We start from the raw sequence: 21256 nt of genomic DNA, 5'->3' as shown, positions 1-21256 counted from the left end.
CCAAAATAATTTTTCATATAATACTTAAAAAAATGGAGAGTCGCGTCGTAGAGGAGGTGAAATTATGGACAAAAGCAGTACACCTCGTAATGAGGTGCGCACTGAGTTAACTCATAGCATTCATAGAAATTAGTAATTCATCCATTTTATCATCAACGGTTGCAACATAACGGGTCAAATCCATCATCTCATCCATATTTTGGTTCAAAGATTCGCTGTTGTCATTGATCGCTTGAATCAAAACATTAATCGTTGCAGAGATTTCAGAAAGGGATTTTTGGGTACGTTCAGCGAGTTTTCGTACCTCATCGGCAACAACCGCAAATCCACGACCGTGTTCACCTGCACGTGCCGCTTCAATCGCAGCATTGAGTGCTAGAAGATTTGTTTGATCGGCAATATCTCCAATCGTTACCAATATCGCTTTCGTCTCTTGGGCATTTCCAACGAGTGTTTGGAGATTACCTGAGAGTTCGTGCTCTTTACTGGCAACGCTTTGGATACGCTCTACGGTAGAGTTAATCATTCCGTTAAGTTCCACAAATTTGGTCGAGCGAAGATCTTCTATCGTTGCTTTGAGGTTTTTCGTATTGTTATCCAAAACCTCTTTGGCTTCATTGTTTTGGTGTTCCATTGACTCTAATGCAACACCAAGTTCGTTGATTTTAGAGAGCATTTTCCCCATTTTACCTTCAACATTAACCGTCGTTCGCATGGAGAATTTCCCCTCACTCAACGCTTCTAAAATCTTGATTGCACAATCGAGATTTTTTTCAGTTGCATCCAACATATTATTCATTGTTTTTCGAAGCAAATGAACATGAGGTGTTTTAGAATCGCTCCCTACACGGCACGCATAGTGTCCCTGTCGTACCTTATCGGCTAAAAGTACCATCTCTCCTGCTACAAGTGTATCTTGTAACAGCATCTCTTCGTGTGCACTCGCTAATGCATTTAATTTTGCTTCAGTGCTCCCGCTCTCTCCAACCATTTTTGGAATACGATTACGTTTGAACTGCATTAGTTGTAAAAATGCATCCAGTTGAGTATTAATTTTTAATTCACCCTCATTTGTTGAACCAATCAACCAGATAGCAGTTATAAGAGTAACAATAAGTGCTCCGATAAGAACACCGACACTTTGCGTCAAAAGTCCTATTGTCGCACCAAGCACAGATAAAATGACCAAAATAGTTATTTTTGTTGAATTGTTCATGCCATCTCCCTTAGCTCATCGTTTTATACAAACGTGTTGCTTCGGAAATTTCATCCATAGAAGCTTTACGACGACAAGACATATATCCACAAACACCATTATCACATGCGATATTGGGATATACCGTAGCATAAACCCAATAAAATCCTCCGCTTTTAGTCACATTTTTAACGTAACCGCTCCACACTTTACCACTTTTAACGGTATCCCATAAATCTTTGAATGCGGCACGTGGCATATCGGGATGACGAACAATACTATGAGGTTTTCCAACTAATTCATCCAGTGTATACCCTGCGATTTTACAAAAATCTTCGTTTGCAAAAAGGATTTTTCCCTTTTCATCCGTTTGCGATACCAAAAAATCGGTATCTTTTAGTACAGTTTCTGAGCTCATTTTCACCCCGTATGTTTTTTGCCTTAGTGTAAGTATTCATACTAATGCATATAACATACTATTTAACTTAAAACTACGTATTTATTACAAAAAATAATATTTACTGTTACTTTTACATCAGCCCGTTAAGCATTAGATAGCGATACATCGGTTGAAGCATATATAAATCGAACGCCCACCAAACCCATCGCGGCTGCGCCGGATCGAGAGGGAATGACGGTGCTAAGCCATCATAGTTAAACTCTGCCATAATGATTTCACCATAAGAGACTTTAAGAGGACACACAGTGTAACCGTCAAATTTCAATGTAGGCTCTTTTTTCTCCATCACTGAAATAAGATTTCCGACAACAATCGGTCCTTGGTGACGTGCGCTTCCCCCCGTTTTACCGATAGGGATACCACACACATCCCCGATCCCGAAGACATTTTTGTAGCGACGATGTTGCAATGTCTCACGATCCACTTCGAGCCACCCTTTAGCTGAGCCTTTTTGCCATCCAAGGAGTGAATTCGCTACCGCGTCAACTGCCGCTGTAGGAGGGGTAATATGGATAAAATCGTATTCGATATCAATATCTTCTTCTTTATCAATCATCTCGTATTCATTGTACTCTTTGTCAAACTCACCCTTGACTTGATATTTGTGGTGGAAAGTTGCTATTTTTTTCTCAGCATCGATACGGATCAGCTCATGTCCGAATTTATTGGTGATATTGCCATACCCTTTTTGGACTTTGTCCAATGCCGCTTCAATCTCAGGGAGAGCAAACAGTTTTTCACCCGCCGTTGCAAAGGTGAACTCAGCGGTTAGTTTATCCCGCTTGAGGAAATCATCGCTGAGATAAAGGATTTTTTGTGGAGCGCCACCACATTTGAGCGGAGTGGATGGTTGAGTACAGATAACACGCGGTTTAGATGTTTTTGCCGCTTCTTTGAGTGCTTTGAACCATTCGTGCGTTATCGTTCCCCCCTCAGCCGTACCTGCGGCGAGGTCACTCTGATAGACACTGGCAATGCCGTTTTTACCGAGCATATCCACAGTGAGTCCTTCAATTTGCTCATAGTGGTACTGAACCCCTGTCGCGACAACAAGATAGTCATACCCGACAACCGTCCCTTTTTTCGTCGTGATTTTGTTATTGTCGGGGTCAAACGTAGCCGCTTCGTCTTTGATCCATGTTACATCGTCCCCGATATAACCGGTGTTATCGAAAATAATATCCTCAGGAGCATACTCACCTGCCGCGACAAAAATTTGTCCCGGTTGGTAAACGTGTTTTTCATTGGGAGCGATAATCGTAATATCGGGATTAGTAAGAGCGCGACGCAAGCGCGCAAGCACCATCAGCGCACCCGATCCTCCCCCCACGATCACGATTTTACCGACCGCATTGGAGGATGCCGCTTGCGCCGTTGCAGGAGCGGCAGTTCCAGCTAACACCGAGGCCGCTATCGGCGAAAGTGCCATCATTTTTAAGGCATCACGGCGAGTAAGTCCCTCTTGTGCTTTTATCTTTTTCATGATTTCTTCGGTATTCATTATTAACTCCTATTTGATATTAATGTGAGACGTTCTTATACACATTATCACCGTGAATAGATTAAAGTTTCTTAAAAGTGAATAGGTTTTCAGTGTAAAATTACTAAATTTTAACGACGCTCGTTTCCCAGCCGTCATACGCGCCGTTAAATTGAACGGACAGATTGATCAAATGGAGGCTCAACGTGTCAATATCGTAATAAAACGGTTTATCTTGACGATAAAAACTGATCCCTACCATCGGAGTGTTTTCATTCGCATCGATGAATTCTTTCACCTTAAACCCTTCCACTTCGATTGCACTCACAAATTCGGAGCGTTTTTCGAGTGTTTCAAAATAAGCTTTGTGCTCAATCGCACGCGGTAGATGGAGCGAATCGCCTTGCGATTTTAGATGATCGCACACTTTGTGGTTTTGGATAATCTGCCATTCCATAGGGGTTGGGAAAAGGAGTTTATGATAGACATCCCAATCCCCGTCCATTTTTGAGCCGCTGGAATACTCATAATCAGGAAATGCCCCCATCGCCGCTTTCACGACATCAGGCCATTCAAATTCGTGTTTGAGGTAGTAAATAAAGGTCATCTCGCCATTAGAGACGATCTTTCCGACGTAACTGCCGATACGGTAGCGCAACGCCTCCATCTCAATTTTATCTTCGATAAACGAGAGCTGTGCCTCTTCATCTTCCGAGATCAGCCCGCGATCATTCGGTGCTTTCATGGTGAGCTTGATAAATCCGACATAGAACTTGTCTTCACTCGGCAACTCTGCCGAAATCCCTGCATTAACCAACACCGAGGCGATAGCACCATCGATGGTTTTCATATATAATTCCCAATACTCTTGCATACCCTACTCCATCTCTAATGACATTAAAAACATATCTTCACCGTCTATCACTTTGACATCCAAACTCTCACACGCGGGGCATTTATAGTAAACTTCATCCAACGTCGTCTGCACACCGCACCCTTTACACTCGATCACGAGCGGCTGAATATTTAGGACAAAATCGGCACCGTCACACACCGTTTTCTCTTTAAATGTGTTAAACGCGATTTCGAGCAAGTGCGGTTCAACGCCTGACATTTTCCCGATCTTTACGACGATTTTAGAGACCGATTCGGCTTCGTTCTCACGGGCTATATCCTCGCACTGGGTTAACAATGCTTGTACGATTGAGTATTCGTGCATTAGCAGATCCTCGGGAGTAGTTCACCGTTTGGGGTCTCTAAAAATCGAGACGTCCCCCACGGGCTTTTCAAGATCACTTTTTGTGGATACTTTTGGGTTACTACTCCCACCACTGAAGCCATCGCGCACACCTCGAAGCCTCCCAGTATCTCTAGGGCTTTTGCGGCGGAGTCTTTGTGGATCGCCAACACAAACGTCCCCTCATTCGCCAAAGCCGTCGCTTCGAAGCCCAGCATCTCACAAATCCCTTTGACCTCATCGCTCACGGGGATTTTTTCCTCTTCGACCTCGATACAGACGTTCGATTGTCTCGCCCACTCGTTGAGTACCGCCGCAACCCCTCCGCGCGTCGCATCCCGCATCGCCGTGATCTTAATCCCTGCATCCATAAGGGCTTTCACCTGCGGATAGAGCGAGTTACAGTCACTTTTGAGGGTACTGCTCATTTCCATCCCCTCGCGCGCGGCAAAAATCGTCGCCCCGTGGCACCCGATGTCGCGGTTGATAAGGATCACATCCTCTTCGCTCACGTTGTTCGAGCTGATCCCCGCTTGGACGATTTCACCGAGTCCTGTGGTGTTGATGAATATCTTATCCACGCTCCCCTTCGGTACTACCTTGGTATCGCCGCTTACGACCACCGCACCGTTGATCGCTAACTCGCTTCTCATGCTCTCGACGATCCGCTCCAGTGATTCAACCTCAAACCCCTCTTCGATGATGACACTGCACGTCAAATACTTAGGCTGTGCACCCATCATCGCGAGATCGTTACACGTACCGCACACCGCGAGCTTACCGATGTCCGCCCCTGCAAAAAAGAGGGGACTCACCGTAAAACTATCCGTCGTCATCGCCAAATTCCCGATCACCGCCGCATCTTCACTGCGCTCTAAAATTTCGTTTTTAAAAGCTTTGTAAAATACCTTTTTAATCAGTTCGTTGTTCTCTTCGCCGCCGTTGCCTTGGGCTAATGTAATTGTTTTTGTCATTTATAATATCCCTGTTTCGATGAAATTGTTTATTTTTCGAATGCTTTCTTCACTTACATCTTTGCGATATTCTAATTTTGTTTCTAATCTCCAATACGACCAAATAATATCTGCATATTTATTCACTATTTTTAAATCTTCGGTCAATTTTTCAGTTGGTTTTGTTTCTGCTTTTTTATTAGGTTCATTTGTATTTTTATAATCTGAAGATATAAAATTTTTTAAAAGATCAATCAATTCCAATTGCGTTCTAAACTTATCACGACTTTGAAAAAATGGATTACTCAATGAATTAACTAATTTAATTGTTAAATCTTTTTGCTCAGCAAAAAATGATGGTAAGTTAAAATTATTTTCAAGAGACGGATCACTATAATCATAAAATTTAAAGACAATATGAAAAAGATTGAAATTTATTAGTGCAAGTACAAAATATCCTATTTCCTGCTCTGTCATTTCTGGATTTTTTTGACTATATTCTTGAAAACTCTCCAAAATATTTTCATAGATACGAGCATTTAATAAACTAAACTCATTTATTGCATTGAGAATAATCGTTTTATGCTTTTCATCCAACGTATATTTATTGAAAATAATCTCAAATAAATTCTCTGCACTTGGATTGAATTTAAAAAATTTACTGACAGATTTTTCTTTCAAATCTGCAAATAATTTTTTCTCTTTCCCCTCAAAAACATCACTATTCAAAATCAAAACAATTTTGCAGTTAAAATTCAGAGCCAATTGAGTTATGAAACCAAAAAGGTCATTTAAATCAACATCTTTCGATTTTCGCTCAAAGTCATCAAAACAAATCACAGCATTTTTTTGTAATGATTTTATTGCTTTTTTGTGTTTACTTTCTACAACTAATTTCTCACTCTCTCCTGCATCAATAATCGATACAGGTTTAAATACCCTTGCGTATGTTGTAATGAGCGTTGAAGATGCTTTACTGATAAAATCACCCTCTTTATTTACATTGCTGTAGATTTGCATGTATAAATCATTTTCAATCGAGGCAATAGATGTTTTACCATACAAACTTACATATGCATAAGGTTGTTTTTTAAATTTTGGTTCGATCTTATTTTTCCAAAAATGGGTCTTTCCGCTTCCCCATTCACCAGAGATCATCATGGCTTTGCCGTTACTCAGTTCTTTCAATAAATACCCATTGTCGCCTATCAGGTATTCTTTTAGCTTTTCGATATTACTCATACCAAATTCCCATACTTATAATACGCCGAACACGCACCCTCGGAGCTGACCATACAGCTTCCAACCGGAGAAGTCGGTTTACACGCGGTGCCGAAAATAGAGCACTGCGGCGGTGAAGCTTTCCCTTTTAGTATGTCACCGCAAATGCAGAGTTTGTGATCGTTGATCTCCTCTTTCGGCAATATCGCATCGTAAATCTTCTCGGCATTGTAGCGATCATACTCGCTCCGCAGACCCATCCCGCTTTGGGGAATGTCCCCCAAACCGCGCCAGCGAAAGTCCACTTTATGGAAATATTTATCATTCAACGCTTGGGCTTTTAGGTTCCCATCACGCGTCACGGCACGATTATACTCCACTTCGAGTTCGCATCGATTTTCGATAAATTGTTTGACGATCATGCTGATCGACTGCATCACGTCCACCGGCTCGAATCCGCTCACGACGACGGGTTTATGCCAGTCGCGCGGGAACTCTTCGTAGATTTTGCTTCCGCTGATAACGCTGACGTGTGAAGGCCCTAAAAACGCATCGATGATACACGCCTCATCGCTGATCAGAGCGCGCATCGGTTCAGGCACCGTAACGTGGTTGACGTGCAAGAGGATATTTTTTACATCTTGGCGGATCACCGTATCCAAAAGTGCGGCCGTCATCGGGGTCGTCGTCTCAAATCCGATGGCAAAGAATATCACCGTTTTATCGGGGTTTTCTTGGGCGATCTTGAGACAATCCAGAGGCGAGTAGACAAAACGGACATCCGCACCTTTGCTTCGCGCATCTTGCAGACTTCCGTTGCTGCCGGGGACTTTGATCATATCGCCCAGCGTCACCAAAATAACGTTCTCTTGCATACTCAACACATAGGCATGGTCGATCCGCTCTTTGGGCATGATGCACACGGGGCATCCCGGACCGTGAACGAAATGGATATTGGAGGGGAGCAGTTGCAACACACCGTATTTCATGATGGTGTGGGTATGACCGCCGCATACCTCCATGATATTGATCGGGTAGGTCAGTTTTTGAGCATCTGCGGCGATGATTTTGGCGTATGCTTTTATCGTGTCCGCATCTCGAAAATCATCATAAAGATTTTTGAGTTCCAATCCCATCTCAGGCTCCGCCGCTCGGACAATTATCACTCTCTGCTATCGCGGCAAGCCTCTCTTGTTCATCCATAACGTCCAGTATCTCTTTATAAACCCTAAGCGATTCGAGGGCATCTTCTTCGTCGATCTTGTTCATGATAAATCCGATATGAAGGAGTACATAATCGCCGATTTGGACGGAACCCTCTTCCATCAAATCCAGCCCTGCATTACGCTGAACACCCATCGTATCGACGGTTGCGATATTGTTTTCCGTGTCGATACTGACCACTTTGGAGGGGATAGATAAACACATATTAATTTCTCATCTTTCGTTTAAATTCAATCCAATCAATCACCTTCATGATAGAGGCTTCGTCGTTGATATTCACTTCCAAAATATCGACGTTCGGTTTGATCTTCCGAGCTTCCGCTTTCTCCCGCTCGATGTCGTATTTAAAATACGGCAACAGATCGGTTTTGGTGATAAGAATCAGATCGGCACAACGGAACATGACGGGATATTTGGCGATCTTGTCCTCCCCCTCAGGGATCGAGACAAGGACGATATTGAGATGCGATCCCACATCGTAGCTCGCAGGGCAGACGAGGTTCCCGACATTTTCGATAAAGCAGACATCGAGCGGTGCTAACGGCAAATCATGCAACCCTTTGTGTACCATAAACGCATCCAAATGACACGCACTCCCCGTCTGAATCTGTACGGCAGGAATCCCCACTGCGGTGAGACGATCCGCATCGCGTGACGTCTCCAAATCCCCCTCGATAACTCCGAATTTAAACGGTGCCAAACTGCCCATTTTTTCCAGAAGTGTCGTTTTTCCGCTCCCAGGAGAGCTCATCAGATTGATCGCCAATACTCCGTGTTCGTTAAAGTGTTCACGATTGTGGTGCGCCTCTTGGTCATTTTTGTCCAAAATCTTTTTGATGACGGAGATCGTTTTCGCATCATTGAGCTGAGGGTTATGGTGCAATGTTTCATGCGCCGCTTGATGGGTATGAGAGTGTTCATCGTCGTGGTGATGGTGATGATGCCCCCCCTCGTGAGCGTGTTCTCCAGCATCATGGTCATGGACGTGGGTAAATTCTCGTCCGAACTCATCGACATGAGTATGTCCGTGCTGGTGGTTATTGGTAGTAATCGAGCATCCGCAATCTTTACACATTATTATTTCCTTTTTTGTTTGTTTAAATTATCAATCCCGCTCGGGTGAGGAGATCGATTTCATACGCATTTTCACTGGTTCCATCGTATAGGATTTTACCTTTTTCATCCAAAATGACGACACGCTCACCGAGTCTCGGTGCGATAGCCAAGTTGTGCGTCGCCGTAATCGTCGTGATGGGGAGCGCGGCGATAATGTCGAGAAATTTCGCCGTACTGGCAGGGTCAAGCGCGCTGGTCGGCTCATCGAGCAGTAACACTTTCGGCGAGAGCGACATGACGCACGCTAAAGCAATTTTTTGTTTTTGCCCGCCGCTGAGTTTGAAGGGGACATTTTTCAGATACGGTGTTAATCCGAACAGTTCGGCATAGTTGCGTACCCGCGCATCGACATCGTCAAACTCCAGTTGACGGGCACCGAAAGCGATCTCATCATAGACGCTCGGATTAAAGAGCATCGCATCGATATTTTGAAACACCAGTCCGACGTTGCGGCGAAAATATTCATTGGTTTGCTTCTGTTTCAACGCACTTTTACTCAGTGGGTTTCCCTCAAACAAGAGCTCACCGCTATCAGGGAACTCCAAGCCGTTGAGCAGTTTTAACAGGGTGCTTTTCCCGCTCCCGTTAACCCCTAAAAGAACCACTTTTTCCCCTGCGCCGATATGGAGGTTCAGGTTTTCAAAAACGGTATTGGCCTCTCTTTTGAGAGTGACGTTTCGGATGTCAAACATGAAAACCTCGCGATTTCATCGCTTCGAAATTCTCTTTTCCTTCTCGGATATTTTTATCCAAAAATCCCGCTATAGCAGAACCCAAATACCCGTATATCTGCTGTCGAGACGGTTTTCGCAGTGTACGTGATTTCAACGCATCGGTGTAATCGGCGAACGAGCGCTGCATATTCATGATTTTCGAGACGCTCAAAACCAGTAAAAAACTCAAATCTTTGGAAAACGCGACCGCCTCATAGATATTGACTCTGGAGGTAAAAAGGAGCGTCAGAAAGATCATATCAAACGAGCGCAAATTGACGGTCACAAAGTAGTGCCAAAACGACTCATCTCTCAAATAAAGGGTAAAAGAATAGCTCAACGTGATAAACAATGAAAAAAGTGCCACCAAGATAAAGGATCGGCGGGCAATTGAAAGTACCGATTTACCCGACATGATCAATAGCAAAGCAAGGACGATCAAGAGCGGCTCATAACTCTTGAGAGTCGATATGGCTATCAAAGCACCGATATAGAGGAGAAAATAGGTTTTAGCTGGCACGTTTACTCAACTTTTTGATACCTATCATCACGGCAAAGATCAAACCCGCACCGAGCGCCGCACTGATCCATGTTGACATCAAAGCACTCACACCGCTGATTTCATAATCGGGTATGATCGCCGAAATCAAAGGTTTTGTAGTTTCGATCGATTGGGGCACGTAGCCTATCATCGAGCGGATCTCATCCACGCTCCACTCACCCCATGCAGGTCCTTCGGCGATTAACCCCAGCGGAGTTAAAGCGATCACAACGAGGATAAAAATCACTAAATATTTCCCGTTTTGACTCATACCGTAGCTCCTTTGGCGGTGCTTTGATTTTTGATTTTTTCGACAAAACCCATAACCAACATTGTCGCAAATCCCTCTACCACTCCGAAAACAAGGAGGTGAGAACCGACAACGGCGGGGAGTGTGACATTAAGACCGAACGGAAAATAGATCGGATGCCCCGCCGCATCAACACCCAACAGAGGCTGAATCCCCAAAGCCACGGCAACCACAACGGACGCGGCAACGATACCGCTCCACCCTGCTAAAAACAGCGCAAGATTGTTATTCACTCTATTATGGAGCAGTTTGTGGACGTAAAATGCGCTAAATGAAGCGACAAATCCCATCGCCAAAGAGTTGATGGCAAAGACGCTGAGACCTCCGTCACCGAAAATAAGCGCCTGAATAAAGAGGGTCAACGATAGACAAAACGCCGCCACCCAAGGACCGAACAATATCGCCAAAATAGCCGCTCCGATAGCGTGCCCGCTGGTTCCTCCGGGAATGGGGATATTGAACATCATGATGACAAACGAAAATGCCGTCAATGATGATAAAAACGCATAAGACTCATCATTGATCGCCTCTTTGGTTTTTTTCCACGCTACAATCAACAAAGGGATCGCCGCAACCGTTGCGGGTATATAGGTAGAGGGGGATATAAATCCGTCCGGTATATGCATCTAAACACCTCTATGAATAGTTATTCAGTATAGTGGTAATTATAGAAGATTTATCTATAAAGAAGTTGAAAAAAAGTATTTCTTAGTTGTTTTTAGGACAAACATCTTAGAAAATACCCACCGAACCCTTTAGAGTTTACGAGCAACGCTTCCCTGCGGATGGTTATACCAGCCCGGATCGGAGTAATCCCTTTTGGGTTGATTAGCGCGGACTTTGACAAGGGTGAACATTCCCCCCATCTCGATAGGTCCAAACGGCCCTTGTCCACTCATCATCGGTAATGTATTTTCCGGCAATGCCATCCCCATATCTGCCATATCCTGCATCTCAGCCATCCCGTTTTTCCCCATCGGCATATACATATACTCCGGCATCAGATCGCTTATTTTTTCGGTGAGGTCGTCTTGTTTCACCCCAAGCATATTGGGGACACTGTGTCCCATTGGACCCATCGTGTGGTGTGATTTGTGGCAGTGAAACGACCAATCCCCCTCTTGAGTTGCGACAAACTCAAATGCTCTCACTTGCCCCACTCCGATATCTATGGTCACTTCCGGCCACCTTGCATTTTTAGGAACCCATCCCCCGTCGGTACAGGTCACTTCGAACGGATGCCCGTGCATGTGGATCGGATGGTTGGTCATGGTGAGATTCCCGACACGGATACGGACACGATCACCGACGCGAACATTCATAGAATCGATCCCCGGAAAAACACGGCTGTTAAAACTCCAGAGATTAAATTCGGTCATGGTCGAGGGATTTGGGGTATAAGTTCCCGGTGCTACATCGTAACTGGAGAGGAGAAAACAAAAATCGCGATCCACCCGATGCTCTTGCGGTTTTTTCGGATGAATAATAAACATCCCCATCATCCCCATCGCCATCTGCACCATCTCATCGGCATGGGGGTGATACATAAACGTTCCGCTTTGACGCAGAGTAAATTCATAGACATAGGTTTCACCCGTAGCGATAGCACTCTGAGTCAAACCACCGACACCGTCCATCCCGTTGGGGAGAATCAGTCCGTGCCAATGGATCGTCGTATGTTCGGGGAGCTTGTTAGTGACGATCAGCCGTACCCGATCCCCCTCCACCGCTTCGATGGTGGGCCCAGGACTCGTCCCATTGTATCCCCAGCAGTTCACCACCATACCGGGGGCAAATTCCCGTACTACGGGTTCGGCGATAATGTGAAATTCCTTAACCCCCTCCTTCATCTCATAAGGGAGGCTCCAGCCGTTAAGAGTGACGACGGGATTGTAGTTTTTCCCCTCTGGGGGGGTGATAATCGTAGCCGGAGAGAGAACCCTTTTAGGATTGTTTACGAAGGTGAGCTGGCGCTTTATCCCTCCATGTGCAGTATGGTCATGTTCGGATGCTTTGAGATTGGAACTTAGTGCTGCGGATGCGATCAGTGCCGCACCCAACCCTAAAAATTCCCGTCTATCTTTGTGTTGCATTGTTCTCTCCCCCCAGAGTGTAGATCAAATCGGCTTGTGCTTTTTGGTATTCACCGATCGCTTTTAGCGACTCTATTTTTGTATCTCGGTATCGGCGCTGATCACCAAGAAGCTCGTAAATACCGTCCAGCATACCGTTATAATAGAGCTGTGTCTGCTCCAAAATATCGCGATTGATCGCTATGGAGTTTTGATACTCACTTGCCATATCGTAGTTATAGCGTGCCGTAGCATAGGCTTCACGAACCTCGGATCGGATGTTGACCGCCAAGCTGACTAAATTCTGCACACTTTGGTTGTACAGAGACTGGGTACGGCTCAAACGCCCCTGCCCCATATCAAAAATCGGTATGGGAATTTTCACCCCTATACTATTGATACGGCTCTCACCGGTGCTTTTTTCGCTTCCGAGTTCTACGGTGACCTCATCCAAAAGAGCGGTTTTTTTACTATAGCCCGCCTCTTTTGCCGCATATTCGACCCTTTTTTGCGCTGAGGCAAAATCAAGACGATGTTTAAGTGCAATACGTTCCAAAGCGCCGTTTTCTCGGGGCTGATTTCCGAGGCTAAGCGGCTCTTTGGAGAGGGTGTAGTAGGTTTGTCCCCCATAAATCCCTAAGAGTTTATTGAGGGCTTCGCGCGCGATGGCACTCTCTCGGTTGAGGCGGATCGATTCAAGCCGTGCATGGGCGTATTCGTCTTGGATTTTCAATACATCACGCTTCGATAAGTTCCCCGCAGTGTATTGACGCGTCGCCAACTGCAACGATACTTCGTGCGATTTGAGGACATCGTCATTCAGCCGAACCGATTCTTCCGCCACCCGCGCATCGATATATCGTTTTTTCGCATCCCGAAGCGTTTGCAACACCGTATCACCGACACTCAGTTTCGTCTCTTCGAGCGCCAATCCTCCGAGTTCACGACGCAGTGGAATCCACAACAGATCTAAAAAAGCGAGTTCCAATGTCACTCCCGATTGACGGATACCGCCACCACGCCCGATGGAATAACCGAGCAACGGATTACTCATTAACCCCGCTTGGACAAGATCGCTTTGGGAAATTCCGATTTGCTCATACGTTTGCTGTAAGGCGCGATTGTTGATGAGGGTTATCCGAACGGCATTCTCTTCACTAAGCGGCTCTTTTAACAACCTCTCTACCTCAGAGCGAACCGCTTCTTCCTCTTTTGCGGATTTGATCCACGTCAACTCTCCCGAGCCTTTGGAAGAGGTCATCTGATTCATCGAATCAAATACGTCGCTTTGAGAAAGGGTCGAACAACCGGAGAAAAGTACCGCTGCTGCGAATGAAAAAACAACAACTTTTCTCATTGTTTTCCCCCTTGATGGGTCGTATTTTGATCACGTTCCTGAACACGGGATTCTTCACGAAGATCAATCGGAGGCTTTAGGGGAACATATACGCTCTTCCCTTCTGCACCATCCGCTGAAACAGGCGACTTCGCCCCTTGATCCGCACTGAGAAAAAGCGCTATCGATATGAGGAGAAAAGCCCCGTATTTCATTGTTTTTTCATCCGTACTATGACATTTTTTCCGTCTTTTTGGATAAATTCAAAATCGACTCGATCCCCGACTGACAACGGATGGGTTAACTCATGATCGATAACGTCAAACGCCATCACCATTGATGACCATCGCAGCTCTGGAATGGGATTATGAAAAATACGGACACTTTCATGATTATCGGCGATTGCTTTGATCGTTCCGCTGGCATGGATCGTATTCTCAGATACTGCGGTACTTTTCGGATGGGAATGATTTTCACCCATATCCATCCCCCATACCATAGGAGTAACAGTTACTAAACCGACACATACGGCGCTCAATAATTTCGATTTCATAGACTCTCCTTTTTCTCTTATGAGAGCAGTATATCACTGATGTGAACTAAACCCTTTAACCTAATAATAACGGTGTTAACAACCTCTCATTCGCTCATAAGCTATAATTACATATCTATTTCATCCAAAAGGTCTCTATTGCGTTCTCTCCTCTTCCTCTGTATCTCCACCTCCTTGTTTGCACTCGTGACCATCGCTCCCGTCGACATTGGCGCAAAGCCCGGTTTAAGCGGTAACGTTTCGGGATCACTCAGTTCCAAAAGCGGCAATACCGAAAAAGATGACTACTCTTTGGGATTACAAGTGCAATACGATCAGGGACTCGACTATGTCACATGGGGAACACTTACTTATAATTACGGCAAATCCAACGGGACAAAAAATGAAGATAAGCTCTATGCCCATATCCGTTACATCCATGCTATCGATGATGCACAAGAGTGGATTGGTGAAATCTTCCTCCAAAGCGAGCAGGATAAAATTAAAGATATTAACGAACGCTCACTCATAGGTGCGGGAGCACGCTGGCGTTTTCTCAACTCTAATGAATGGGGAAAAGGGTACGCTGGAGTCGGCGGGATGTTGGAAAAAATCGATTATACCCATCCGCAAATCAATCCGAATGAAAACAATAACCGCCTCAACAGCTATCTTGCATGGGCTCAGACTTTCACCAACACCACACGACTTAGCTTCGTAGGCTATTTTCAACCGAAATTCGATAATACTTCGGATTATGTCTCATTGCAGACACTGGAACTTATCGTACCGATATACGGAAAATTAAATCTCTCTTTTACCGCCAAATACGGTTATGACAGTTGCCCTCCTGCTGATGTGAAAAAATCGGACAGTGTCTATGTAACCAATCTGCTCTGGTCATTTTAACAACAGTACCCTTTTTCCTTTGCTACAATGTCTTTTATGAATGTAACAAGCCATTGTATCTATTGCCACCATACCCTCTATCATCTCAGTGATGGTATGGTGAAATGCTCCGTCTGCAAAAAAAAATACAGCCCTCAACGCATCCATCAAATCAAAACTTTAATCAAAGCATTTTGCGACGATGAAAATGCCCTTTTGGCTTCCAAAACACTCAATCTTAGTTACGGTAGCGTTTTGAAGTATTACCAAAAATTTCGCCATTTGTGTGCCGAATATTGTGAAGAGCAATACCAACTACACCGTACCTCCGACACTCAGTATGAAGAGTACCTCTATATCGAAAAATCCAAACGTCACGATAAAACCGCTATTTTTGATTCCCATAATTTTTTGACTTTTAGTTATGGAGAAAAAGTTTATACATTGCTAATGCCCTCACTGGGGATGTTTAAACAGCAGTTTGTGGCAGATAACCTCGAAGAGGTCTATTATAAAGAGTTCTCCAAATTCATGCGTACCAGTAAGATTATCAAAATATCCGAATACGACAATGTTATCGAGCAGTTTTGGCACTATTTTGAAGAGTTCATTACTGGTTTTAAAGGGGTGAGCAAGGAGCACTTCCCCTACTATCTCAAAGAAGCGGAGTTTAAGTTTAACACTCATCTAAAAGAGCGTCCTAAAATACTTGAACAACTCTATTTTCACCCTATCGACTAGGGTATTTAAACTCCTCTATAATCTCTAATAGAGCCTTGTGAACCTCTTTGGGTGTTGCATCAATCTCTAGTGTTCTAAGATAGTTAATAACTGTATTTATATAGCTACTAAAATGTTCACTCAGTTCATCGCTCAGCCCCATATTAAACGTAATGCTTTTGGGGATAATCCCGATGACGTTGGACTCAGGGAGCGGATGTCCCATTAACTCGATCATATCCAAACACTGCATCACCCCGACTTCATGCGCACCGCCGCTGTTAAGCCCATAACCGCTTAGCTCATACGAGGGGATATTGTAGATACTTCCCGCCTCATCATCGAGATTGATTGTATCGAGGATAATAATTCGGTCATTCTCCATAAAGAGGTTGAGAAGATTGATCCCCTCGACTCCACCATTGATAATCTCTATGTCAGGGGTGAAGGTATAGTTGGCGTTTAGATAGGCGCATGCGTATATCCCAACGCCGTCGTCCTCTTCCAGAACATTGCCGACACCCAATACCACCGTGCGCATCAGAACCCTTTGGAGTGTTCGATGCTCGGATTAGCAAACTGCTCTATGATCTCATCCAGACTCATGACCTCATTTTTTAGCGTAGCCGTGATACCGCATTTGGCGAGTTCAGATACGATCATCCCGATATAGCTCTCCCAATGTGCGCGAAGAGCGGGGGTTATATCGACGCAGACACTGATGATGTCTTCAGGGACGATACTCACCATTGTTGTTGCCGCACAATGAGACGCCATCGAGCAGATTTGAAGCATCTCGGTAATCTCAACTTCGTTCGCCGTTTTTTTGATCCCTTGATGCTCTATCAGCTCATCGCCACTCATCACCACTATCGTCCCCACCGCCAAAGCATCATTGGAACTGGTGTTGACGATCAATACATGCTCATACTCTTGGAGCAGCGGCATCAAACGAAATCCTAGCGTCCCCCCATCGACAACATCGAGCGAAGGCTCATAGGTGAAGTTCTCTTTGAAGTATTTACCGGCATACAAACCGATCCCCTCATCCATAAAAAATGCGTTTCCCGAACCGATTAGGGCTACTTTAGCGTCCATGATTTTCCTTTGCAATTACTATCTCATCATCTATCTCAAATACTTCATAAAGCTCGTTTAGCTTTCTTTGTAATATTTCTTTGGGGATAAGCTTGGTTTCATATTCAGCTATCACGGCAGGGCTGAGAGATCTATTGAGTGCGTATTTAACTACTTCATCATCTTTTTTTCTGCACAGTAACACACCGATACTCGGATTTTCATACTCTTGTTTAACATCTCTATCCAATGCTTCAAGATAAAATTCCAGTTGACCTAAATCACTTGGTTTAAATTTGCCAGTTTTTAATTCAAACGCCACCAAACATCTTAAATCTCTATGATAAAAGAGCAAATCAATATAAAAATCATCATTACCAACCTGTAACCTATACTCTTGCCCCATAAAAGCAAACCCAACACCTAATTCTAAAATAAAATCTTTCAGTGAAGATATAAGTGCTTTTTGCAAATCTTTCTCTTTATGATTTTGCGGTAAAGCCAAGAAATCCAAAGTATAACTATCTCTAAACACATTTTTAGTATCTTGTGGAAATTGTGTCATCACTGCTGAGAGTTTTTTGTTTGCCAGCACTGTTCGTTCAAATATTCCACTTTTGATTTGTCTTTCTAGCTCTCTTGATGAATAATTTGCTTTACTGGCCAATAACATATAAAATTCTCTCTCTTCATCACTTTTTGATGATGATAAAATAAGTAAATGATTTGTCCATGTTAATTGTGTCAGCAGTGCTGACAGTTTTTCATTCTGATGATACATTTCATAAAATTGTTTCATCCGCCAAAGATTTCTATCCGTAAATCCCTTGAGTGTCGGATCATTTAGCTGTATAAAATTGGCTAGTTCTTTAACGACACCTTTACCCCAATTTTCTTTAGTTGTTTTATCAGATAGATACTCTCCTATATTCCAGTACAACTCTATAAGTAACGTATTTACAGTGCTAAAGGCTTTTTGCTTGGAAGAACTGATTAGCTCTAAAATTTCTGAAAAATTTTCTTTTTTTTGAATACTCATTTCATACTCCCACTGTTTTTATCTTATCATATCGTTTACTCATTTTGATTTAGCCTTTGTGTCATGCTGAACTTGATTCAGCACCTATCTCCCTTGCTCCTACTCTCCTAAGTGGAAGCAAAGGATATTGTTGCCATTAGTGTTTCTCCTGTGTTCCAATTGTTATGCTATTAACCGAACCATCTTCGTTGGTAAAAATACCGATGTATCCCTTCGATTTCTCACTCTCTTTGAAATATTCCATAACCAAGTTGCCGTATTCCGACGTCGCCGGTGATGGGGTCCAGCTGTCCGTAAACGTCTCCCGCGCATCTTTCTTGGTCCACCCTCTCCCGAATACCGCTTCGGCCTCTTCGAAAAAAACCACCCCGCTTTCAAAAGCTACATGAAATGAGCCACCTTTCCCTTTTCGATAACCAGCTTGAATACCATTAAGTATCAGTTGAGCTTGTTTATCAGAACGGTGTTGACGGTATTTGAAGTTATGCCCATATGATTGAAGCTTTCCATTTTCAATAAGGTGATTAACCTCGTCCCCTTGATTATTGAAATAATAGGTATGGAGTTCATCGTTATGGCTCCCCAACACACGCTTGAGAGTTTGTTCCGCGTAGAAATCGTCGTTCAAAAACCAATCGTGATCATAGGCGTATTTGAGGTTTTTCAAAAGCTCTTCGACTGTTTTAGGCTCTTTGAGAACGGCATATTTTTTTATCTCTTTTGTAGGACTCTTCATCTCTACGGCATTTGCATGTGTTGCCAAACCTATGGCTAAAACAGATACAAGACAAATGGTTTGAATCGATTTTTGAATGATAAAGGAAAAATTTGAGTACAACAAGAACAGTTCCTAAGTATTAAAATACAAAAATTATAGCGGAATTCATGAGAAGCTTTTTTCCGCATTATGTATCGCATAATAAAGCTGACCAAGAGCAATCGATCCATCATTAATCGGCGTTTGCTGTTGGGCATAAAATCGCCCTGCGCCAAAGCGGCGATAGAGCCGTGCCATCAACGCACGGTTTTGAAAAACCCCTCCTCCAACGACTATCGACAATGCAGGATATTGATCGGCATAATAGCTCATGATCGCTTCTACCGTAGAAATAAAACGGCTGGCAATCTGTGTTTTATCCCCCTCTAGAGAGATAATTTCTCGAACCATAGGGGAGAGGTCTATCATCCCATCTTTTACCTCAAAAGCAAACGCTCCGGTGATGGAATCCTCCACAAACGACTCCATCATCATCCCCCCCTGCCCCTCGTAGTCGAGACTTTGGACAAATCCCCCCAAGGATGCCACCGCATCAAAAAGTCGTCCCATTGATGAGCTTCGGGGAGCGTTTATATTTTTGAGCCACATATGGTGAAGGGTTCGGATCTCGTGGGGTAAAAAGGCTTCCACCGTCGGTGATTTTAGACTCATCACCTCATCGAGACTATAACTCTCAAACAGCAATGACAACGCAATCCGTCTCGGTTCTTTGATCGCTTTGTCCCCTCCTAAGAGGGCAAAGGGTTTGAGATGTCCGACTCTCTCATAACCGTGCGTGTCTGCGATCATCACCTCTCCCCCCCACAGACTCCCGTCCGATCCGTAACCCGTACCGTCATACGCAAAGCCGAGCACTTTTTCACTCAAAGCATACTCCGCCATGCAGGCGAGGATATGGGCATAATGGTGCTGGAGTCCGTAGTGCTCTTTTTTTTGCGACACTACAAATACACTCGAAGCGTACTGCGGATGGAGATCGTGCACGAGCACTGAGGGTTCAACGTCATAAAACCGTTTAAAGGTCTGTACCGTCCGCTCAAAATAGCCATCGGCTTCGACACTTCCCAAATCTCCGATATGTCCACTCAATACCATGTTCTCTTTGACCCCAAGGGCGATGGCACTCTTTTGATGGGCACCGAGAGCTAAAACCGCTTTGTCGCTAGGGTGTTGCAAAGCAAAAGTATGGGGAGCAAATCCGCGACCCAGACGCAACATCACCACCCGATCCTCGGCAATCTGAATCACCGCATCATCGAGGGCATTGATAATGGTACGGTCATGATCGAGTATCCCATCCACTACATGACTAAGACGGTTGAGGATTTCGGAGGAACGGATCATAATCGGCTCATCGCTGATGTTAGCACTGGTTGCAACGAGAGGGAAATCAATCTGCTCAAATAACAATCGATGAAGCGGAGTATAGGGGAGAAATACCCCTAATCTTTGAATATGGGGGGCGATTTGAGGGGATAAGTTTGTCCCCGCTTGTGCATCAACAATCACGATAGGCTTAATAGAACCCGTGATATGGTTTCTTTCCACCTCATTGATCGATACATACGTTTCGAGTTGTTCGATGGAGCCGAACATCACCGCTAACGGTTTGGCTTTACGGTGCTTTCGTCTTCGTAACTCTGCTACCGTTTCATCGTTAGTCGCATCGCACATCAGATGAAATCCCCCCAGCCCTTTGAGGGCGATGATTTTCCCCTCTTTGAGCAACCTCACAGCAAGATCAATAGGATTACCTGCAATCTCAATCCCCTTATTATCAAGGAATTTTAATTGCGGTCCACATTTAGGACAAGAGATAGGTTCGGCATGATAACGGCGAGAAGTTGGGTTGTTGTATTCCTCTAAACACTCAGGGCACATCGTAAAATGTTTCATCGAGGTGCGGACGCGATCATAGGGAGGGGTTTGGATGATAGTATAGCGAGGGCCGCAATCGGTGCAGTTGATAAATGGATAGCGGTAACGTCGATTGAGAGGATCATCCATTTCGGCTTGACAGGCGGAACACAAAGCAGTGTCGAGAGGAATAGCAACCGATCCAAATCCCAAAGTACTCTCACGAATCTCAAAATCGCTGAACGGCGTAAATTCACACGCTTCAATCTCCATCGAATCGATACGGGCACGGTCAGGGAGGTTTTCTCTCAACGCTTTTATAAACGACTCACACTGCATCCCGTGGGCTTCAATCACGACACCCTCTGGAGTATTGCAGACAAATCCGCGAATGCCGTAACGGGTTGCTTCACGATAGACAAACGGACGAAACCCTACCCCCTGAACAATACCGCGTATAATGATTCGGACGTTATCGGATTGTTCAGACACCTTTTCTCCTGTTAG

25 protein-coding genes are annotated in these 21256 nt (G+C 44.4%); 2 read left to right on the top strand and 23 right to left on the bottom strand.

What is annotated here, in order from left to right:
* Nucleotides 1-106: 106 nt before the first annotated feature.
* The 18 genes from PHC76_RS02235 to PHC76_RS02150 form a co-directional block, all read right to left on the bottom strand.
* Nucleotides 107-1216: a methyl-accepting chemotaxis protein gene (locus PHC76_RS02235; protein WP_299973321.1), complete on the bottom strand. Its 1110-nt coding sequence runs from the start codon at nt 1214-1216 to the stop codon at nt 107-109.
* 10 nt (nt 1217-1226) lie between these two features.
* On the bottom strand, nt 1227-1613 hold the full coding sequence (locus PHC76_RS02230; protein WP_299973324.1) for a PAS domain-containing protein: 387 nt from the start codon (nt 1611-1613) through the stop codon (nt 1227-1229).
* A gap of 112 nt (nt 1614-1725) precedes the next feature.
* The gene (locus PHC76_RS02225) at nt 1726-3156 is read right to left on the bottom strand and encodes an FAD-dependent oxidoreductase (protein ID WP_299973326.1); all 1431 of its coding nucleotides are present in this window, start codon (nt 3154-3156) and stop codon (nt 1726-1728) included.
* A 103-nt stretch (nt 3157-3259) separates the two neighbouring features.
* Nucleotides 3260-4009, bottom strand: coding sequence for a DUF695 domain-containing protein (locus tag PHC76_RS02220; RefSeq protein ID WP_299973328.1), 750 nt, complete (start codon nt 4007-4009; stop codon nt 3260-3262).
* A 3-nt stretch (nt 4010-4012) separates the two neighbouring features.
* Complete coding sequence (hypA, locus tag PHC76_RS02215) at nt 4013-4354, bottom strand: hydrogenase maturation nickel metallochaperone HypA (RefSeq protein ID WP_295012684.1); 342 nt, start codon at nt 4352-4354, stop codon at nt 4013-4015.
* Entirely contained in the window at nt 4354-5346 is a 993-nt protein-coding gene (gene hypE, locus PHC76_RS02210) for a hydrogenase expression/formation protein HypE (protein ID WP_299973333.1), read from the bottom strand. Before hypE ends, hypA begins: the two co-directional genes overlap by 1 nt.
* A complete protein-coding gene (locus tag PHC76_RS02205; protein ID WP_299973336.1) occupies nt 5347-6567 on the bottom strand; it encodes a P-loop NTPase fold protein in 1221 nt (406 codons plus the stop codon).
* Complete coding sequence (gene hypD / locus PHC76_RS02200) at nt 6564-7682, bottom strand: hydrogenase formation protein HypD (protein ID WP_299973339.1); 1119 nt, start codon at nt 7680-7682, stop codon at nt 6564-6566. The genes PHC76_RS02205 and hypD overlap by 4 nt, the downstream gene beginning before the upstream one ends.
* Before the next feature lies 1 nt (nt 7683).
* A complete protein-coding gene (locus PHC76_RS02195) occupies nt 7684-7974 on the bottom strand; it encodes a HypC/HybG/HupF family hydrogenase formation chaperone (protein WP_299973342.1) in 291 nt (96 codons plus the stop codon).
* A gap of 1 nt (nt 7975) precedes the next feature.
* Nucleotides 7976-8845: a hydrogenase nickel incorporation protein HypB gene (gene hypB / locus PHC76_RS02190; protein ID WP_299973345.1), complete on the bottom strand. Its 870-nt coding sequence runs from the start codon at nt 8843-8845 to the stop codon at nt 7976-7978.
* Nucleotides 8846-8867: 22 nt separating this feature from the next.
* On the bottom strand, nt 8868-9578 hold the full coding sequence (locus PHC76_RS02185; protein ID WP_299973347.1) for an ABC transporter ATP-binding protein: 711 nt from the start codon (nt 9576-9578) through the stop codon (nt 8868-8870).
* Nucleotides 9571-10119, bottom strand: a complete 549-nt coding sequence (locus tag PHC76_RS02180) for a hypothetical protein (protein WP_300209770.1) — start codon at nt 10117-10119, stop codon at nt 9571-9573. Before PHC76_RS02180 ends, PHC76_RS02185 begins: the two co-directional genes overlap by 8 nt.
* Nucleotides 10109-10411, bottom strand: coding sequence for a PDGLE domain-containing protein (locus PHC76_RS02175; protein WP_300209768.1), 303 nt, complete (start codon nt 10409-10411; stop codon nt 10109-10111). The genes PHC76_RS02180 and PHC76_RS02175 overlap by 11 nt, the downstream gene beginning before the upstream one ends.
* Nucleotides 10408-11076, bottom strand: coding sequence for a cobalt transporter CbiM (gene cbiM, locus PHC76_RS02170; RefSeq protein ID WP_300209766.1), 669 nt, complete (start codon nt 11074-11076; stop codon nt 10408-10410). Before cbiM ends, PHC76_RS02175 begins: the two co-directional genes overlap by 4 nt.
* 129 nt (nt 11077-11205) lie before the next feature.
* Nucleotides 11206-12543: a copper oxidase gene (locus PHC76_RS02165; protein WP_299973926.1), complete on the bottom strand. Its 1338-nt coding sequence runs from the start codon at nt 12541-12543 to the stop codon at nt 11206-11208.
* Nucleotides 12527-13879 carry a TolC family protein gene (locus PHC76_RS02160; RefSeq protein WP_299973923.1) on the bottom strand — a complete coding sequence of 451 codons (1353 nt, stop codon included), beginning with the start codon at nt 13877-13879 and terminating at the stop codon, nt 12527-12529. The genes PHC76_RS02165 and PHC76_RS02160 overlap by 17 nt, the downstream gene beginning before the upstream one ends.
* Nucleotides 13876-14073 carry a hypothetical protein gene (locus PHC76_RS02155; RefSeq protein ID WP_299973920.1) on the bottom strand — a complete coding sequence of 66 codons (198 nt, stop codon included), beginning with the start codon at nt 14071-14073 and terminating at the stop codon, nt 13876-13878. The genes PHC76_RS02160 and PHC76_RS02155 overlap by 4 nt, the downstream gene beginning before the upstream one ends.
* Complete coding sequence (locus PHC76_RS02150; RefSeq protein ID WP_299973917.1) at nt 14070-14411, bottom strand: copper-binding protein; 342 nt, start codon at nt 14409-14411, stop codon at nt 14070-14072. The genes PHC76_RS02155 and PHC76_RS02150 overlap by 4 nt, the downstream gene beginning before the upstream one ends.
* A 138-nt stretch (nt 14412-14549) precedes the next feature.
* On the opposite strand from PHC76_RS02150, the gene PHC76_RS02145 reads away from it, so the two are divergent.
* Both PHC76_RS02145 and PHC76_RS02140 read left to right on the top strand, forming a co-directional pair.
* Nucleotides 14550-15299 carry a DUF481 domain-containing protein gene (locus PHC76_RS02145; RefSeq protein ID WP_299973915.1) on the top strand — a complete coding sequence of 250 codons (750 nt, stop codon included), beginning with the start codon at nt 14550-14552 and terminating at the stop codon, nt 15297-15299.
* 36 nt (nt 15300-15335) lie between these two features.
* Complete coding sequence (locus PHC76_RS02140) at nt 15336-16019, top strand: transposase (RefSeq protein WP_299973912.1); 684 nt, start codon at nt 15336-15338, stop codon at nt 16017-16019.
* Here the strand turns inward: PHC76_RS02140 and PHC76_RS02135 are convergent.
* The 5 genes from PHC76_RS02135 to hypF form a co-directional block, all read right to left on the bottom strand.
* Nucleotides 16009-16539, bottom strand: coding sequence for a HyaD/HybD family hydrogenase maturation endopeptidase (locus PHC76_RS02135; RefSeq protein WP_299973909.1), 531 nt, complete (start codon nt 16537-16539; stop codon nt 16009-16011). The two genes, PHC76_RS02140 and PHC76_RS02135, sit on opposite strands and share 11 nt — an antisense overlap.
* Nucleotides 16539-17096, bottom strand: coding sequence for a hydrogenase maturation protease (locus tag PHC76_RS02130; RefSeq protein ID WP_299973906.1), 558 nt, complete (start codon nt 17094-17096; stop codon nt 16539-16541). The genes PHC76_RS02135 and PHC76_RS02130 overlap by 1 nt, the downstream gene beginning before the upstream one ends.
* The gene (locus PHC76_RS02125; RefSeq protein WP_299973904.1) at nt 17086-18114 is read right to left on the bottom strand and encodes a PDDEXK nuclease domain-containing protein; all 1029 of its coding nucleotides are present in this window, start codon (nt 18112-18114) and stop codon (nt 17086-17088) included. Before PHC76_RS02125 ends, PHC76_RS02130 begins: the two co-directional genes overlap by 11 nt.
* A gap of 136 nt (nt 18115-18250) precedes the next feature.
* The gene (locus PHC76_RS02120) at nt 18251-18955 is read right to left on the bottom strand and encodes a hypothetical protein (protein WP_299973901.1); all 705 of its coding nucleotides are present in this window, start codon (nt 18953-18955) and stop codon (nt 18251-18253) included.
* Between the two features lie 42 nt (nt 18956-18997).
* Nucleotides 18998-21241 (bottom strand): carbamoyltransferase HypF, encoded by a 2244-nt coding sequence (gene hypF / locus PHC76_RS02115; protein ID WP_299973898.1) that lies wholly within the window; start codon nt 21239-21241, stop codon nt 18998-19000.
* Nucleotides 21242-21256: the final 15 nt, after the last annotated feature.

The organism is Sulfuricurvum sp. (genome assembly GCF_028710345.1).
Taxonomy (GTDB): Bacteria; Campylobacterota; Campylobacteria; order Campylobacterales; family Sulfurimonadaceae; genus Sulfuricurvum.
Note: the sequence above shows the minus strand (reverse complement) of the source record. Positions and strands in the feature narration are given on the sequence as shown.